Raw genomic sequence first — 17855 nt, 5'->3', positions numbered from 1 at the left:
CTTTTCTTATTATAGCGTCACACCCGATTTAAAAATGGCGAGTTCTCTGAAATCATTTTTTTCATGGTTCACAAGCTGGCCGCTTGCCACCTCAATCATATAGTGGATAAACTCACGCAGCACATATTCCTCATGAACATCATCCTCTGCTAAAAGGCCTGCGTTAAAATCAATCCAATGCGGCTTCGCCTCATACAGCTCGGTGTTTGTCGCTACTTTCACCGTCGGGACAAAGGTGCCAAACGGCGTGCCTCTTCCCGTTGTAAAGAGGACAATTTGGCAGCCGGCAGCCGCCAATGCGGAGGAGGCGATCAAATCATTGCCTGGCGCGCTCAAAAGCGTCAGCCCTCTTGTCTTGAGCACTTCCCCGTATTTCAAGACATCCGTGACAGGAGAAATCCCCGCTTTTTGCGTACAGCCCAGCGATTTATCCTCAAGTGTAGAAATGCCGCCCGCTTTGTTGCCCGGTGAAGGATTTTCGTACACCGGCTGATCATGTTTGATAAAATATTGTTTAAAATCATTGATTAATTGGACTATCTTATGAAACACTTCTTCATTGGCAGCCCGCTGCATCAGGATGGTTTCTGCGCCGAACATTTCCGGTACTTCCGTCAGCACCGTGCTCCCTCCCTGTGCAATGAGATAATCTGAAAAACGTCCAAGCAGCGGGTTTGCGGTTATGCCGGAAAAACCGTCCGAACCTCCGCATTTCAGCCCGATCTTCAGTTCAGACAGCGGAATGTCTTCTCTCTTATCTCCTTTGGCCGCTTCATGAATTTCCTTCAGCAAAGCAACGCCTGCCTCCATTTCGTCGGTCACCGACTGGGATTCCAGAAACTTCACCCGCTTCAAGTTCACATCTTGCAGTGCTTCCTTCATTCTTGCCAGCTCATTGTTTTCACAGCCAAGCCCTAACACCAAGACGCCGCCGGCATTTGGATGGCGAATGGCATTCAGCAGGATTTGCTTTGTATTTTCATGATCGTCGCCAAGCTGCGAGCATCCGTATTGATGCTTTAACACCAGTACGTTATCAAATGGAGCAATATCCCCTGTTTCTCTGACAAAACGCTGCAGCATTTTTTCTGCTATTCCATTGACACAGCCGACAGTTGGGACAATCCACAATTCATTCCGTACACCCGCATCTCCGTTTTCTCTTCTAAAACCTTTAAACGTCCGGTTCTCATTAGAATACGGATTTTCATCAAATCTCGGTGTATAGCTGTATGATTGGATATCAGACAGGTTTGTTTCCGTATTATGGACATGAATATGCTCTCCGATCGAGATATCTTGTGATGCATGCCCAATTGGAAACCCGTATTTAATGATGCTGTCATTTTCTTTAATAGGCTGCAATGCAATCTTGTGACCTCTTTTTATATCATCCTTTACTTCAAGCGACACGCCGTCCGCATGCAGCCTCTCTCCCTTTTGGATATCCCGCAGAGCAAGAAGGACATTATCTTGCTTATGAATCTTTATAAACGACTTCAACGTACCTCTCCCCCTTGTATGCAGTATTGTTCAAGAGCCCGCTGCATGCCCAGCTCATGAATATGATTCAAGTAAACAGCGACTCTATCAGTCAGCCTCGGTATCTCATTGAGATCTGCCCCCCACAGCCGCTGTTCGCCTAACACTCTTGATGCAATCCGAAGCATGTCGCCATCCTCCTGACACCAAACCTCTTTGAAAAATTGAAGCACTGCCGGATCATCCTGCAATGTCTCATTATTATGATAAAAATACAGAAGAGCGCTGAAAGAAAACACCAAGCGTTCTGGAAGCTGTCCCTTTTGTTCAGCATATTCCTTAAGAGTCGGCAGGTTTCTCGTTTTGAATTTGGAAACGGAGTTCAATGCAATGCTTTCCAGGTAATGCTTAATATACGGGTTTTTAAAACGGTTCAGCACATCGTCAGCATACTGAGAAAGACCTTCCATTTTTAAAACAGGAAGAATTTCGTCGTCAATCAGCTCTCTTATAAATCGCCCAACTTCCGGATGCTCGACAGCATCCCTAACAGTTTTTAAGCCGTATAATAAAGCCACTGGCGTCATTGCTGTATGAGCGCCATTTAAAATTCTTACTTTTTTAGTCCGGTATGGGGTGAGGTCGCTGACGATCTTTGTATGGAGCCCTGCAGCCGCAAAGGGAAGTTCTTTTCCAATCCAATCAGGCCCCTCTATAACCCATAAATAATATTGCTCTCCCACAACTATCAAATTATCCTGATAGCCAAGATCTGCCGTGATCTCCTCGATGCTGTCTACAGGAAAACCCGGCACAATCCGGTCTACTAAACTATTACAAAACGTATTGGCCTCATGAATCCACTGTATAAATCCTTCCTCCAGCTTCCACAGATGTGCATAATGAAGAACCGTTTCCTTCAGCTTTTCGCCGTTGTTCTCGATCAGTTCACATGGGATTAGGACACACCCTTTTGTCTGATCTCCTTTAAAAGCCTGATAGCGGAAGTAGAGAAATGCAGTTAATTTCCCAGGGAATGTTTTTTGCGGCCTATCCTCTAAACGATCTTTTTCATCACATACGATCCCAGCCTCAGTGGTGTTGGAGATGATAAACCGAAGCCCTTCGCTTGATGCCAATTCTTTGTATGCTTCATAATCAGAAAACAGGTCAATTCCCCGGCTGATTGAGTTGATAATCATATGCTCGTTTACCGCTTCTCCGTCTTTCATACCTTGTAAAAAAAGCGTATATAATCCATCTTGCTGATTTAATCGTTTGATTTTTTCTGAACCTCTTGGCTGAACAACCGCCACACTCCCATTAAAATCAGTGTGTTGATTCAATTGATCAATCTGCCAATCGACAAATCCCCGAAGAAAGTTTCCTTCTCCGAATTGGAGAATTTTTTCTGGATACCGAGTATAGTGATCGTACACATTTTTATTCAGTTTCTGCATCCTTATTGCCTCCCTCTTTTTATGCACACGTTAACATTTTTCTTTATAAAAGAATGCCCGCTGAAAAACGGGGCATCACGTCGTCAATCGTCTGACTGAATCACGCACCATGAATTCTGTGTTTTCCAAGATTTTTTCTGCTTTTGTTTCGGGCTCGCTGATCAGAGACAAGAGTTTTTGCGCACCGAGCACGCTGATTTTCTCCACTGGGCGCTTTACTGTTGTAAGTCTTGGCGTGATGTACTGTGAAAACCCAATATCATCAAACCCGATCACCGAAACATCATCAGGAACGCGCAGGCCCTTTGCGAATATCGCATTCATCGCTCCGATTGCCATGTCATCATTCGAACAAAAAACAGCGGTTGGAGGATTCGGCAGCGCCAGCAGCCGCTCCATCGCTTGAAAGCCGCTTTCCATATCGTACTGTCCTTTGACACTGTATTCATGCTTGATCGGAATATGATGTTGAATCAGTGCAGATAAGTAGCCTTCCTTTCGCTGCTGGGAGGATTTAAAGCCTTCGATCCCCTCGATGATGGCGATGTCTTGATGGCCGGACTGAATGAAGTATTCTACAGCTTCTTGAGAGCCTTCCTTGTCATTAGACAAAATATTCGTGATGGTGCGATCATCAATATCACGATTCAGCACGACAAGCGGAATATTTTTTTCGCGAATATGGTAAATGAAAGAATTATCAATGTCACTTTGGCTCATTAAAATGATGCCGTCATATCTCATCGGTGTAACGGAGTCATAGTGTTTCAGATCATCAATGCCCCGCACATACAGATTGTAATCCTCACTTATGGCTTGATTGACGCCTTTGATTGTGTCCGCAAAGAAGCTGTGTGAGGTTCCGTTTGTAATGCTTGTAAAGAACAGCCCGATCGTATGCGACTTTTGCATCGCCAGGCTTTTCGCATTTACATTTGGTGTATAGTTGAGCTGCTCTGCTAGCTCTAATATTTTTTTCTTCGTATGTTCTTTGATGTAAGGGCTGTTGTTGAGTGCTCTGGAAACGGTTGTGTGGGATACGTTTGCGAGTTTTGCGATATCTTTTATGGTTACCATCTAATTCCCTTCCTTATCATACCGGCTGCGATTATTTACTGTATATTGTATCATCAAACATACCGCCTCTCCCACTGTATTTCCAGATTAATAAGACACAGGATTCTCCGCTCCTGTTCCCGCTGGCTTGCCAATGATTGGACGGACAAAACGAATCACAGCAAGTGAAGCGAAGACAGCCAGCCCTCCGGCAAGCAAAAATGCTCCAGAAAACGTGCCTGTTTGGTCAACAATAAATCCGGTTAAAGCCGGACCGATAATTCCTGCCGTGTTGGCGAGGAAATGCATGAAGCCGCCAACAGAACCGACATTGTTTTGATCAACCACATCTTGAATGACAGCCCAATAGATAGCACCGGTCAAATAAAGAAAGAACACTGACAGAGCGACAAGAGTGACAGCCCCCGCAGTCGTTGCCACAAGCCCGGCAAAACCAATCAGGACAGCTGATGAAAACAAACACGTGACAAGCACAACCTTGCGCGAGAACAGCACACCTTTTCGGGCCGTTTTTTTGTACACATAGTCAGAAACAAATCCCCCCGCAGCCAGCCCGATAAAGCCTAAAATCCAAGGTATGACCGTGATGACACTCATCGATTCAACACTTAATCCCCGCTCGTCGACTAGATAGCTCGGAAACCACGTCAAAAAGAAGAAGAGGATGTAGTTGTAAGCGAAAAAAGCGAACGCCGTGAACAGGACCGTTTTTTGCTTCAGGTAAAAGGTAAGCGGAATTTTTTCTCCGGGAGACGTTTCTGCTTTGATTGCCGGTGCTTCCTTGATCGTCTCTTGCGGCTTTTCTTTGACAAACTTGAACCAGAGCACTGCCCATATCAATCCAATAATCATAATGAGAACGAAGGATACCTTCCAGCTGAACGCCACTGCGATCATGCCGACTATCGGGCCGGAAATGGCTCCCCCGAGCGGCGTGCCGCTGTTGGTTACACCGATAACAGACGCCCGCTGGGTCGGCGGGAACCAGTTGTTCACCATCTTGTTGATGGTCGCCGAAAGCGGGCCTTCTCCCATTCCGAAGAGAATGCGTATAATCAGCAGACTGACAAAGCCAAAAGCAAGGGCGACTGCTCCGCTAAACAGCGACCAAACAACCATCGCGACAAACAAGGTCAGCTTTGCCCCATAGCGGTCGGATGCCACGCCCCCAAGAAAGTTAAAAATCGCATAACCAATCGAAAAACTGCTGAAAATCAAGCCCATTTGCGTTGCAGACAATGTGAGATCATCCTGAATAAAAGGAGCTGCAATGGAAAGCGCCGAGCGATCCAGGTAATTAATCACCCCTGCCAGGAACAAAAAAAGGATAACGGGAAGCTTATCTTTTGAAAACATCTCAACCTCACCCCTATGTTGGTTCAGTTTCTGTTGCATCGCTTTCGTTACACACCTGAATAAGCCATAAATCCTCCATCGACAGGAACGGTGATCCCAGTGACAAAACCGGAATAGGATTCATCCGCCAGCCAAAGAAGCGTACCGAGCAAATCCTCGGGTTTTCCGAAGCGCTTCATCGGTGTTCCCGCAATAATTTTGTGAGATCGGCTGGTGAACGTTCCGTCTTGGTTGATCAGCAGATCATGATTTTGTTTTGTCAGAAAGAAGCCTGGGGCAATCGCATTGACCCGCAGCCCGGTTTCTGCAAAATGAACAGCCATCCACATCGTAAAATTATTGATCGATGCTTTGGCGGCACTGTATGCCGGAACCTTCGTCATAGGTGAATAAGCACTCATCGAAGAAAGATTGATAATCGCCGGTGAATCGGCTTTCAGCAGCTCTTTTCCAAACACTTGCGAGGCCAGAAACGCACCGGTGAAATTGGTGGAGAATACAGTTAGAAAGCCCCTCTCATCCATATCAAAAAAGGATTGGCCTTCTCCCGCTTCTTCATATGTCTCCACATCGGTTATCGCGGCAGGATGATTGCCGCCAGCCCCGTTAATTAACAGATCAACAGCGCCAAATTGGCCAAGGATGTCTTCCTTTGCCCGCTCCAGTGACATCCTGTCCAGCACATCCGCAGCAACAGCGCACGCTGTGCCGCCAGCCGCCGTTATCTCCTTCTCGACCGCTTGGCCTTTTTCAGCCGTCCGATTCAAAATCGCCACCTTCATGCCATGACGGGCTAGCTCCCGGGCCATCGCAGAGCAAAGCACGCCGCTGCCGCCAGTGATGACAGCCGTTTTACCAGCCAGGTTCTCATGCAGCGGGATCATACGCCCACCTCTTTTTTTGCCATTGCTTCATAGGCGTCCCACAGCCCGTTCAAATACATGATGCCAAGTGCCCGATCGTATAAGCCATATCCCGGGCGGCATTGCTCGCCCCAAAGATGGCGCCCATGATCCGGTCTGACATATCCTTCGTAATCCTGCTTATGCAGTTCTTCCATCACGCCTTGAATGTTGATTGAACCATCCTTTGTTAAATGAGATGTTTCAATAAAATCACCATTCTCATAAATTTTCACATTGCGAATATGTGAAAATGGAGCGATGCCGGCATACGTTTTAGCGATCTCCACCATGTCGTTAGCGGGATTGGCTCCCATTGAACCTGTACAAAGGGTGATACAATTAGACGGTGAATCTGATATCGCCCGCAGTTTCTTATAGCTTGCCTCTCCTGTGATAATGCGCGGCAGTCCGAAAATCGGCCACGGCGGGTCATCCGGATGAATGGCCATTTGAACACCATAGGCCTCAGCAACAGGAAGAATTTCCTGCAAAAAGAATGATAAATTGTCCCATAGCTTTTCTTCATCGACCGTTCTGTAGGCAGCAAAAAGCTCTTTGATCCGAGCCAATTTTTCGGGCTCCCACCCCGGCAGTGTCATGTCAGATGCATCCTCCACCGTCCGAATCAGCTCTTGAGGATCAAGGCTTTCCACCTTGGCCTTTTCAAAAAACAGAGCGGTCGATCCATCTTCTAGCGGCCGGAACATGTCCGTGCGTGTCCAGTCAAAAACCGGCATAAAATTATAGCAGATCACTTTCACGCCAAATCCGGCAAGGTTGCGGATCGTTTGCTTGTAGTTTTCAATATATCGGCCGCGTTCTTCGTTCCCAAGTTTAATCGCTTCGTGAACATTCACGCTTTCTACAACTTCAGCATGAAAACCATAGGATTGAATATATTCGGTCTCGGCTCTGATTTCTTCTTTTTCCCACACGTCGCCAACAGGCTTTTGATGGAGGGCCCAAACGATGCCTTTGACACCGGGAATTTGCTTCACGTGTTCAAGTGTGACTGTATCGTTGCCTCGTCCATACCATCGGAATGTCATATTCATGCTCGCACCTCCGGATTCAGTCATTTAATCAAACGTGATGACGGCTTTTCGCACCTGATCTGGATGCTCCTTAATAAACTGAAATGCATGATGAACGTCATCAACTGAAAATGTATGGGTCACCAGCCCGTTATGCACTAACCGGCCTCCATTCAAAAGCTCTACCACTTTTGGAAACTGATTGGTCTGCAATCGGGATCCGGTTATCGTGACTTCTTTTTTTGTAATCGGCAGCTGAGAAATCTGAGCCGCTCTTTCATCAAATCCAAGCACAACCACATGTCCCGCCGGTGAAACGGCCTCAATTGAAAGTGCAAAAGTCTCCGGCAGGCAAACAGCATCAATGACCACGTTTGCTCCTTCATTCCCAGTCCATTCAAGGACCCGCTCGGCAACATGTTCTGCTTGGACATTTACAACAGCATCGGCGCCGTTTTCTTTCGCAAATAACAGCCGCTCGTTGTTCAAGTCAGTCATCATGACAGCAGCGCCCGCCAGCTTTGCCATTTTTAACACACAGATCCCGATAGGCCCCGCTCCCTGGATCAGGACGGTATCACCTTTTTCCACTTGGCCTCTCCACACTGCCTGGGCGCCTATCGTATAAGGCTCGGCCATGACTGCTTCCTCCCAAGGCAAGTCCTTTGAGACCGCGTGAAGCTGCCTTTCCGGAAGCACAATATATTCCCGCATGCCTCCGTCCTCATGTACGCCAAATACAGAAAGCTTGGCGCAAACATTCGGCCGCCCTTTGCGGCAGGCATAGCACGATCCGCAATAAGAAATCGGCTCAATCACCACATGATCACCGGGTTTTAGGCTCTGTACATTCGCACCAACTACCTCCACTTGTCCCGTTACCTCGTGTCCGATAACTCTCGGGAGGGTAGCAAGCGGATTCGTTCCATGATAAATGTGCATGTCTGAACCGCAAATGCCGACTCGCTTGACTTTCACGAGCACTTCATCATCCTTTGAAAGAACTGGCTTCTTCACCTCCGCTGTCACCAGATCATACGCTTTTCGCACTTGAACCGCTTTCATTTTGCTCACCTGCTTTTTAAGAATTCATACACGCTCCGGGCAATAGAAATTCCGTTTTTCTTATTTCTTTCTTCATGCAGCTGCTCGATCTCGCCGGGCACATACACTCTTTCGAATCCAACAGCCGGCGGTGATTGCTGCAGTTCATCAATCATGGCATCCATCTGCTCTAAAAACGTATCCCAGTCAGTAAAAAAGGATGGATTGATCGCGCAAACATAATGCCCCAGCTTTCTTTTTTGATCAAGGCCGCTGTACATTTTGGCAATATGAGGGCCAAAAGCCGCGCCCGCCAGCAATCCGGAAAACACATCCACCATAATCGATAGTCCATAGCCTTTCGGGCCGCCGAATGTTGAAAGTGAGACGACCTTGTCAGGATCAGTTACTGCTTCTCCGTTTTCATCGACTCCCCATCCTTCAGGAATTTCTTTGCCCTCTTCACGGGCCTGCAGAATCTTCCCAAAAGCCACTTTGGATGTCGCCATATCTAGGATAAACGGTTTTTTATGCTTAGCCGGAACACCGTAAGCAATCGGATTTGTCCCTAAAAAAGGAGTCCTCCCCCCAAACGGGACAACGATACTGTCTGTATGCGTCATTGCCATTCCGATCAGCTTTTCGTCAGCCGCTTTTTGCACAAAATAGCTTAGCGCTCCGCAATGGCTGCTGTTTACTGCCGTGACCATGCCGACTCCTTTTTTCTTCGCCATGTCAATTGCATGGTCCATCGCCATGTCGCAATTCACATGACCGAAACCATCGTCTCCGTCAAGCACCCCGGTCACAGGCCCCGTTTCTTTAAAAACAGGCTGTGCCCCAGGATTGATCCCTCCCGCTAAAATCCTGTTCACATAGTGTTCTGTGCGCAGCACGCCATGCGAATGTACATTGCGCAAATCAGCGTGCACGAGAACATCTGCTACTTTTTCAGCATCTCGTTCATTCAAACCGGCACCGGCCAGCTTTTGCCGAACGAGTTCCTTTGCTTCTTCAGCTGCAATTGTTATCGTTTTCAAGTAAGTGCCTCCTTCCTTTTCAGTTTTTTGGGCACTCTCCTAGCGAACCCCCTACAAACACATTTTATTTACAAATTATTTTAAATATTCTATATATTATATTGTCAGATCTTTTGATGAAGATCCTGAACGATCTGAGCATGCTGCTGGTCTGTGAGTTTATAAAGAAAGCCGATAATGATCATCGCTAATGCCAAAGCAATGGCCGGATACAGAAGAAGCAGCGCTTTGATGCCAATCAGCGCCTGTGCTGTCTGGACTGCATTCGGCACATAGCCGATAATCCCCAAACCGATCCCCGAGAGAAAGCCAGACAAAGATTGAGCAAGCTTTCTTGAGAAATTGAAAAGTGAATATGTCGTTGCTTCCTTCCGTTCACCGGATTTCCATTCGCCATAGTCGATAATATCGGAGACAAGAGCCCACGTGATGCCATTTGGGATACTGATTCCGATAAAGGCGATACTGGCGAGAATTGTAAACATATAAACGTTAGATGGAAGCATAAAGTTGATCAGATCCGCGGCCACACTGATGCCGAAGCCGATCATTGCCGTTCGTTTCTTTCCAAACATCTTGACGAGCTTTGGTAGGAATACGACGCCCAAAAAGGAAGAACCAATAATGATGAAGTTCATATAAGCCATTAATTCAACATTGCCCAAGTTATATTGTGCGAAATAGACGAGCATGGCGGATTTAATGTTGTATGCGGAAATTGAAAAAATCGTCATCAGGACAAGGGTTAATAGCGGTTTATTTGTAATAAATGTTTTGACGACAGATGAGAGTGTTAATTTTTCTTTGGGTGCTTCCGATATGACAATGCGCTCTTTGCAGTTGCGGTAGCAAATATAAAACCAAAACACACCGAGCGCGGCGAATAAGCCCATGACCACCGGGTAGCCGACCTTCGGATTATCAAACTTGACGAGCAGCGGCATCACGGCCACACTTGTAATAAACAAGGCGCCAAGTGATCCGATTTGGCGGAACGTCGAAATGGAGGTCCGGTCCTCAGAATTTTGAGTCATCGCTGCCCCTAATGAGCCGTACGGAATATTCACAAACGAATAGCCGATGCCCCAAATCATATAGGATGCATATGCATATATCAGTTTTCCGGTCGTTGATACATTGGGAGACAGAAAAATGAGAACAGTAAGCACCGCAAGCACGATGCTGCCGATTAATAGATAAGGCCTGAATTTCCCCCGTTTGCCGATGTTTTTGCGATAATCGATTGATGAGCCGACAATTGGATCTGTTATTGCCGCAAACAGCTTACTAACTAAAAAAATGCCGCCGGCCATCGCAGCGGGGATTCCCGCTACATCAGTGAAATACTTCAATAAATAAATCTGGCCGAGATCAAACATAAAACCGTTGCCAAAATCACCAAAACCATAGGACATTTTCTCTTTCAATGAAAGCCTTTTTTCCGTTTCGACCGACACAACCTTATTTGCCAGTTCAGTTCGCATGTTCCACCTCTGTGTCTTAAGAATTTTCGGATACTGATCCGCTCAGCGATGCTAAGCGGACACTTTGTTACACGTTTGCTTTCTCTTCTTGAAATTGGAAGTAGTGTTTCGCATTGTCATAGCAAATCCCCTGAACGATGCTTCCCAGAAGCTCCATATCGCGCGGCACTTCGCCGTTTTCCACCCATTCTCCAATCAAATTGCAGACGATCCGCCTGAAATATTCGTGACGCGTATACGAAAGAAAGCTTCTGGAATCGGTGAGCATGCCGATAAAACGGCTGAAAAGGCCAACATTTGATAACGCTTTCATTTGATCGAGCATCCCGTCTTTAGTATCGTTAAACCACCAGGCTGTGCCGAATTGTATTTTTCCTGGGGTAATACCGTCCTGAAAACTGTTGATCATGCTGGCGATGACATAGTTATCATTTGGATTCAGTGAATATAAAATCGTTTTCGGCAGCTGGTTCTTCATCTCAACTGAGTTCAGCAGCTTGTATAAAGGCTTAGCAATTTCTTGATCGTTCATTGAATCATAGCCTGTATCAGGTCCGAGCCTTTTCATCATTTTTGTATTCGTGTTTCTTAAAGCGTTGATATGAAACTGCATCGCCCAATCGAGCTCCGCATACAAACCGCAAAGAAACTGAAGCGTATATGTCTTAAATTTCTTCTCATCTTCATAAGAAACCTCTGTTCCTTGTAATCTGTCAGAAAAAATCCGTCCAGCTTCTTCTTTTGTTGTTTCGGCAAATACCATTGAATCTATCGCGTGATCAGAAACTCTGCCGCCGGCTGAGTGGAAGAATCGCACTCGTTTTTCCAACGCCTTTAAAAACTCATCATAGGTTGTAATGGATATGGCGGCGGCATCTTCAAGCGCCTGCACCCAGTCAGGAAAGCCTTCACGATTGATCTCAAGTCCTTTATCCGGCCGAAATCCAGGCAGCACGCTGACAGGAAAGTCTTTGTCTTCTCTTAATAATAGATGGTATTCAAGAGAATCGACAGGGTCATCTGTGGTGCACACAACCTTTACATTTGATTTCACGATTAAATCCCTTGCCCCGAAGCCTTCCCCTTTGAGCAGTTCATTTGTCCGTTTCCATATAGCCGGCCCGGACTTCTCGTTTAAAATCTCATAAATGCCAAAAAAACGCTGCAATTCTAAGTGAGTCCAGTTGTAGAGCGGATTGCCAATCGCCACCGGCACGGTTTTCGCCCAAGCCATAAATTTCTCCTCATCAGGCGCATCTCCGGTAATGTATGTCTCCTCAATTCCATTGGCTCTCATGACGCGCCATTTATAATGGTCACCATACAGCCAGGCTTCCGTGATGTTTTGAAATGTCTTATTTTCATAGATTTCTTTCGGATTTAAGTGGCAGTGGTAATCAATAATTGGCATGTCTTTCGCATAATTATGATAGAGGCTGACAGCGGTTTCATTTTTCAATAAAAAGTTTTCGCCCATGAAGGGTTCCATGTCCTCACCGTCTTTCATTCTATTTCAAAATGTTAACGTTAACATTTTGATTTGTATTTATTTTACCTTTATATTCCTCTGGGATCAATCTCTTTTTTGAAAATGAAATGTTAACGTTGGCATATAAACAAAAAAAAGACATTGCCAGAAAGCACTCGGAAAGGAACGCTTTTGGCAATGTCAGATTCATAAAAAGGATTAGTAAGCCAGGCTGAAAAGTCCTTTAATGTGTGTTAAGTAGCGTACGTTACTTGCTTCTTTCATCAAGGAAGCAGGAAGACCTTTAAGCGGTGTAGAATTTGCACCAATGATGGCAACCGCGTCTTTGCGTCCAAGGCTTGCAAGTGTACCAGAGTTTACTGGCTTGAATGTTTCAAGCGTTTTGCCTTCCAGGTAAGCGAATAGGTTGTAACCGATCAGCTCACCCATTTGCCATGCGATTTGTGCAGTTGGCGGGTATGGACGGCCGTCTGCACCGAAGTAAACTGCGCTGTCTCCAGCAACGAATACATCTTCATGAGATGTAGATTGCAGGAAGTCATTTACAGTCGCGCGTCCGCGGTTCACTTCTAGGCCTGATTCACCGACTAATGGGTTACCTTGTACGCCGCCAGTCCAAACAAATGTGTTGGCAACAACTTTAGATCCGTCTTTCAGATCAATTACGTTTCCTTCTACATTTGTAACAGGAAGACCTGTTAAGAACTCAACGCCGCGTTTTTCAAGGCTTGCAGTCGCACGCTCGATAAGATCATCCGGAAGAACAGGAAGGATCTTCGGACCTGCTTCAACAAGTTTTAATTTGATTTCTTTATGGTCTACGCCGTATTTTTTCGCAAGGTTCGGCATGATGTCAGCAAGCTCACCAACAAGCTCAACACCTGTTAAGCCGCCGCCGCCGATAAGGATTGTTGCATCTGCTTCGTTTTTCGTTTTAGAGTACTCGCGCACACGATCTTCAACATGCTGGAAGACTTTGTTCGCATCAGCAGCAGATTTCAATACCATGCTGTTTTCTTCAAGACCTGGGATGCCGAAGTAAGCCGTTACAGAACCAAGACCTACAACAAGCGCATCGTAAGTTAATGTAGAACCGTCAGCAAGCGCAACTTCTTTTTTATCAACAGAGAAAGAGCTTACTTCCGCAATTTTAAGATCAATGTCTTTGCCTTTGAAAAGTTTTTCTAATGGCATTGCAACCGCTTTTTCAGACACGTTGCCTGCAGCAAGGCGGTGTAATTCCGTAATGATTTGGTGAGTAGGGTATTTGTTTACCACTGTCACGCGTGCTTGTTCTTTTGTGTAATGTTTGCGAACTGTTAGAGCAGAAAGAACTCCGCCATAACCAGCGCCTAGAATGACAATATGTTTTGACATCGTATATCCTCCGTCCTTTATATCAATTTGAATCTGAGATTATTTTTGGTTTTCGCGTTCGTTCATGACTTCAAGGTAGCTGTTAGCAAAACGGAACAGCTTTTGAGCTTGAGGATCTTTCAGCATGCGAAGAAGGCCGAAAAGTCCAATTGTTTCGTTGCTTGCTTCCGCGCGGTCTTTTGCTTCAATCGCAGTCGCAGCTACTTCTTTCGCTGTTTCTTTTACAGGCTCGAGAATTTCAGTGATCGCACCGACTGTGTCGCTCTTTAACACTTCGTCAGTCGCTACAGACTGAGCGAAATCATAAGACTTCGTTAAAATATTCACTAACTCAGTCAGCTTCGGAAGCTGGTCAACTAAAACAGTCAATGATTCTTGAACTTCTGGCTTTAATAGCTGATCAATAAGATCTTGCTGGCTTTGGCTGACAGACGCATTTGTTTGATCGATTGTTTCTGGCATATCCAATTCTCCTTTACTATAAGCAGTTTGCTGATTTTTTTGGAAAGGGTAGTGCCTCTCCCTGTCTCACGCTTTTAAGGCATAAGAATAAGGATTGTGAATTCGTGCACAATCATTTACAAAAATAAATGTTTACTACCCAGTTTTTCATCTTGCCATATTCAGTATTATTTTTATCTAAAAATAAACAATTGAATAAGTCAAAATCCTTTACTCTCTCTGAAAATAGCAAACACAAAAAACTCCAATTCGATTACCTTCTATATGATAACACTTTTTGAACAAAATTTGAACGTGAATTGCTTCGATTATGAAATTAATTTATATGGAGCTCATGTCATATCGTTTCTGCGGCACTAGTTATTGACAATCCAGCAATTTCTCCCCTTCACTTTACCCATATTTCCAATAGAGGCTCTCTTTTTCCTGTGATCGGATCATTCGCCGGCAACGCCGCCTGCTTAATCTGTTTGAGCGCTTCCTCCCGCTCATTCGGTTTCCCCGTCTTCATATCATACTGAACGCCACCGGGATAGGCGCCAAGGACAGTAAAATCGGGACTTGAGCTGAGCTTTTTATGTCCGACTCCGGCTGGAATCACGACTGCGTCGCCTGATTTGAAAGGGATGGCAGCCCCTTTTTCTCCCCCAAACTGAATCACAGCCTCTCCCCTAAGGGCAATCAGGACTTCATGCGTATTGCTGTGATAATGATGGTATGGAAAAACACTCCCTGACCAGCTGTTTGACCAGCCATGCCGGATGACGATCCGCTCTGCCAGTCCGGTGTCCTTAAGCGCGTTTTGATACACCACGAGCGGAAAATCAGGGTGATTCGGAATCCTGCCGTCATCCGGAAAGAAGTATGTCTGTGTCTCTTTTTCCATCAATTACACCTCCCTTTTTTGTCTTCCACACATAGCGGTTCGCAAAACATGATGTTTTTCTCATGATTCCATTGATCTGCATGATACCGAATAGTATAGTATAAAAAAATAATGCCAGAATGAGGGATATCATGAAAGCTATCGTTATCGGAATATTGGCTTCACTCTTTTTCGCCGTTACCTTTATATTAAACAGAGCGATGGAGTTATCAGGAGGCAGCTGGCTTTGGAGCTCTTCGCTGCGCTTTATTTTTATGGTGCCATTTTTATGTTTGATTGTCATCATGAGAGGGACATTCACGCCTCTCTTACTAGAGATGAGGAAAAAGCCGTTTTATTGGATCAAATGGAGCTTCGTCGGCTTCGTGCTTTTTTACGCGCCGATTACATTTGCGGCTGCATACGGTCCGGGGTGGCTCATAGCCGGAACCTGGCAAATTACAATTGTAGCCGGGGTGCTCTTATCTCCTTTGTTTTATGTCAAACAAGATATGCCGGGCGGTCCGCAGCTCGTTCGCCAAAAGATTCCCCTGGTTTCACTTGGCACTTCCATGATCATCCTGATTGGAGCGGCTCTGATTCAGCTTCAGCATGCAGAATCGCTTTCTGGGAGGATGCTGCTTTTCAGTGTGCTGCCGGTTGTCATTGCGGCTTTTGCCTATCCGTTAGGAAACAGGAGAATGCTCGAAGAATACGGAGGCAGGCTTGATACATTTCAGCGCGTGCTTGGAATGACATTGGCAAGCCTTCCATTCTGGCTTATATTAGCAGCTTACGGCTGGTGGTCAGATGGCCTTCCAACAGCAAGTCAAACCGTTCAATCCTTTATCGTTGCCATCAGCTCAGGCATCATTGCGACGGTTTTATTTTTCTGGGCCACTGATATGGTAAGAGACAATCCGCAAAAACTCGCAGCTGTTGAAGCCACTCAATCCGGTGAAGTGATTTTCGCGCTGCTTGGTGAAATTGTTCTGCTGTCAGGCGTTTTCCCATCTCTTTTATCATTTGCCGGTTTATTCATTATAATAGCGGGGATGATGTTACATACCTTCGCTTCACAGCCGAGAAAACCGAAAAAGAAAGCACAGTCAAATCTGACTGCGTAGCATCTGCAGGAGAATGGGTGAAAGCCTGTTCTCCTTTATTTGTGCTACCAAAAGGGATCTGTTTCACGTTATAGTTAAATATAATGTCAGCCTACTTATATTGAAAGGTGATTATTGTAATGGAAGCAAACGATCAAACACAAAACATACCAGCCATCTCCTTCAGATCAGTCAGAAAAAGCTATAAACAAGATGGACAAACCTATGATGTGCTGCAGGATGTCACCGGAGACATTCAACAGGGCGAAATCGTAGCCGTTTTAGGTCCTTCCGGCTCAGGCAAAAGCACCCTCCTTTCTATGTGTAATTTAATGAGAACGCCTGACAGCGGCGAAGTCAACATATACGGAAAGGAAGTCAGAGAATGGAATGTCAATGAGCTGAGGCGAACGGCAGCCCTCGCGTTTCAATCGGCTCCCGTGCTCGACGGGACAGTGCGTGACAATTTAAGTCTTGTACAAAGGCTGCATCAATCCCAGCTGTACTCTCCTGAAAAGCTGGCTTCTCTTGCAGGGCTGCCGCCAGAGTTGTTAGACAGAAGCGCCAGAGACTTATCGGGCGGGCAGCGGCAAAGACTGTCACTGGCCAGAACGCTCTCAAATCCTTCCTCCATTCTATTGTTGGACGAAATCACATCGGCCTTGGACCCGGTTTCTGCTCTTGAGATTGAAGAACTGATCAAACGTCAGCATCAAGAGAAAAAATGGACAGTCATGTGGGTCACTCATAATATGGAGCAGGCAAAACGAGTAGCCGATACCATTTGGTTTATGGCAGATGGCCGGCTGCTTGAAATCGCAGAAACCGACACATTTTTCTCCGCTCCGCAGCATGAAGCAGCGAAAGAATTTTTGAAGGGAGGCACTCGGTAATGGATTACCTTTCTCTCTCTTTAACGATGATCTTTGTTTTGATCGCCTTGTTTTTATCAAAATCCTTTAAAGCCGGTGTAGAAAAAGACATGATCATCGCCACCATCCGGGCCGCGGTGCAGCTGCTTATCATCGGTTATGTTTTGTCGCTGATTTTTCGCGGAGACCACCCTGTTTTTATCCTGCTGATGGTGCTGTTAATGCTCGCGGTGGCGGCACAAAATGTCATCAAGCGAAAGAAAAATACTATCGGTTCGTTTTGGAGGGTGTTTGCCGCGTTAGCAATCGTAGAAATTGTGACGCAGGGAATTCTGCTGTCTCTTCATATCATTCCGCTTACGGCACGATATGTCATTCCGATCAGCGGGATGGTCATCGGAAATTCGATGGTGCTCTCAAGTTTGTTTCTAAACCGGCTCAACTCAGAAGTCGGCGTTCGCAAAGAAGAAATTCAATTAATATTGTCACTTGGCGGCACACCGAAGCAATCCATACAGCGCATTCTTACGTCAGCGATGAAAATGAGTATGATCCCGACGCTCGAAAGCCAGAAAACACTGGGTCTTGTTCAGCTTCCCGGCATGATGACTGGCCAGATTCTAGCCGGCGCGGACCCGATTCAGGCAGTACGCTTTCAACTCTTAATCGTGTTTACAACGATGGCCTCAGCCGCGCTGACTTGTGTAATCTTAAGCGTGCTGACATACCCATCATTATTCACCGTTCATCAGCAGCTGAAGCAGAATGAATGACAGACAAAAGCCGCTTTCCAAGGGAAAAG

The 17855-nt window shown here is 45.9% G+C and carries 16 protein-coding genes; 3 read left to right on the top strand and 13 right to left on the bottom strand.

Going from position 1 to position 17855, the window contains the following annotated elements; translation table 11 throughout:
• Positions 1–9 precede the first annotated feature (9 nt).
• From AC0OMA_RS06910 to AC0OMA_RS06850, 13 genes are all read right to left on the bottom strand, one after another.
• Positions 10–1503 (bottom strand): UxaA family hydrolase, encoded by a 1494-nt coding sequence (locus AC0OMA_RS06910; RefSeq protein WP_181218940.1) that lies wholly within the window; start codon positions 1501–1503, stop codon positions 10–12.
• Positions 1500–2942, bottom strand: coding sequence for a tagaturonate reductase (locus AC0OMA_RS06905; protein ID WP_474221996.1), 1443 nt, complete (start codon positions 2940–2942; stop codon positions 1500–1502). Before AC0OMA_RS06905 ends, AC0OMA_RS06910 begins: the two co-directional genes overlap by 4 nt.
• 75 nt (positions 2943–3017) lie before the next feature.
• Positions 3018–4019: a LacI family DNA-binding transcriptional regulator gene (locus tag AC0OMA_RS06900; protein ID WP_047182475.1), complete on the bottom strand. Its 1002-nt coding sequence runs from the start codon at positions 4017–4019 to the stop codon at positions 3018–3020.
• Positions 4020–4106: 87 nt separating this feature from the next.
• On the bottom strand, positions 4107–5375 hold the full coding sequence (locus AC0OMA_RS06895; protein WP_047182474.1) for an MFS transporter: 1269 nt from the start codon (positions 5373–5375) through the stop codon (positions 4107–4109).
• Between the two features lie 47 nt (positions 5376–5422).
• Positions 5423–6259: an SDR family oxidoreductase gene (locus AC0OMA_RS06890; RefSeq protein ID WP_015383413.1), complete on the bottom strand. Its 837-nt coding sequence runs from the start codon at positions 6257–6259 to the stop codon at positions 5423–5425.
• Positions 6256–7335, bottom strand: coding sequence for a mannonate dehydratase (uxuA, locus tag AC0OMA_RS06885; protein WP_069703735.1), 1080 nt, complete (start codon positions 7333–7335; stop codon positions 6256–6258). Before uxuA ends, AC0OMA_RS06890 begins: the two co-directional genes overlap by 4 nt.
• A 24-nt stretch (positions 7336–7359) precedes the next feature.
• Positions 7360–8379 (bottom strand): zinc-binding alcohol dehydrogenase family protein, encoded by a 1020-nt coding sequence (locus tag AC0OMA_RS06880; RefSeq protein WP_047182472.1) that lies wholly within the window; start codon positions 8377–8379, stop codon positions 7360–7362.
• Positions 8380–8384: 5 nt separating this feature from the next.
• Positions 8385–9398, bottom strand: a complete 1014-nt coding sequence (gene allD / locus AC0OMA_RS06875; RefSeq protein WP_063335074.1) for an ureidoglycolate dehydrogenase — start codon at positions 9396–9398, stop codon at positions 8385–8387.
• Positions 9399–9502: 104 nt separating this feature from the next.
• On the bottom strand, positions 9503–10882 hold the full coding sequence (locus AC0OMA_RS06870) for an MFS transporter (protein ID WP_047182470.1): 1380 nt from the start codon (positions 10880–10882) through the stop codon (positions 9503–9505).
• Positions 10883–10949: 67 nt separating this feature from the next.
• Positions 10950–12371 carry a glucuronate isomerase gene (gene uxaC / locus AC0OMA_RS06865; protein ID WP_041517815.1) on the bottom strand — a complete coding sequence of 474 codons (1422 nt, stop codon included), beginning with the start codon at positions 12369–12371 and terminating at the stop codon, positions 10950–10952.
• Between the two features lie 198 nt (positions 12372–12569).
• Entirely contained in the window at positions 12570–13748 is a 1179-nt protein-coding gene (locus tag AC0OMA_RS06860; protein ID WP_015383407.1) for an NAD(P)/FAD-dependent oxidoreductase, read from the bottom strand.
• 39 nt (positions 13749–13787) lie between these two features.
• On the bottom strand, positions 13788–14210 hold the full coding sequence (locus AC0OMA_RS06855; protein ID WP_003220510.1) for a helical membrane plugin domain-containing protein: 423 nt from the start codon (positions 14208–14210) through the stop codon (positions 13788–13790).
• A gap of 388 nt (positions 14211–14598) precedes the next feature.
• Positions 14599–15096 (bottom strand): cupin domain-containing protein, encoded by a 498-nt coding sequence (locus AC0OMA_RS06850; RefSeq protein ID WP_033884358.1) that lies wholly within the window; start codon positions 15094–15096, stop codon positions 14599–14601.
• 131 nt (positions 15097–15227) lie between these two features.
• Between AC0OMA_RS06850 and AC0OMA_RS06845 the strand changes: the two genes are divergently transcribed.
• From AC0OMA_RS06845 to AC0OMA_RS06835, 3 genes are all read left to right on the top strand, one after another.
• Complete coding sequence (locus AC0OMA_RS06845) at positions 15228–16202, top strand: DMT family transporter (RefSeq protein ID WP_167559924.1); 975 nt, start codon at positions 15228–15230, stop codon at positions 16200–16202.
• A 119-nt stretch (positions 16203–16321) separates the two neighbouring features.
• Positions 16322–17074, top strand: coding sequence for an ABC transporter ATP-binding protein (locus AC0OMA_RS06840; protein ID WP_251218243.1), 753 nt, complete (start codon positions 16322–16324; stop codon positions 17072–17074).
• On the top strand, positions 17074–17826 hold the full coding sequence (locus AC0OMA_RS06835) for an ABC transporter permease (protein ID WP_003232776.1): 753 nt from the start codon (positions 17074–17076) through the stop codon (positions 17824–17826). The genes AC0OMA_RS06840 and AC0OMA_RS06835 overlap by 1 nt, the downstream gene beginning before the upstream one ends.
• Positions 17827–17855: the final 29 nt, after the last annotated feature.

The organism is Bacillus sp. AMCV2, assembly GCF_056033925.1.
This window is presented reverse-complemented; position numbering and strand designations above follow the sequence as displayed.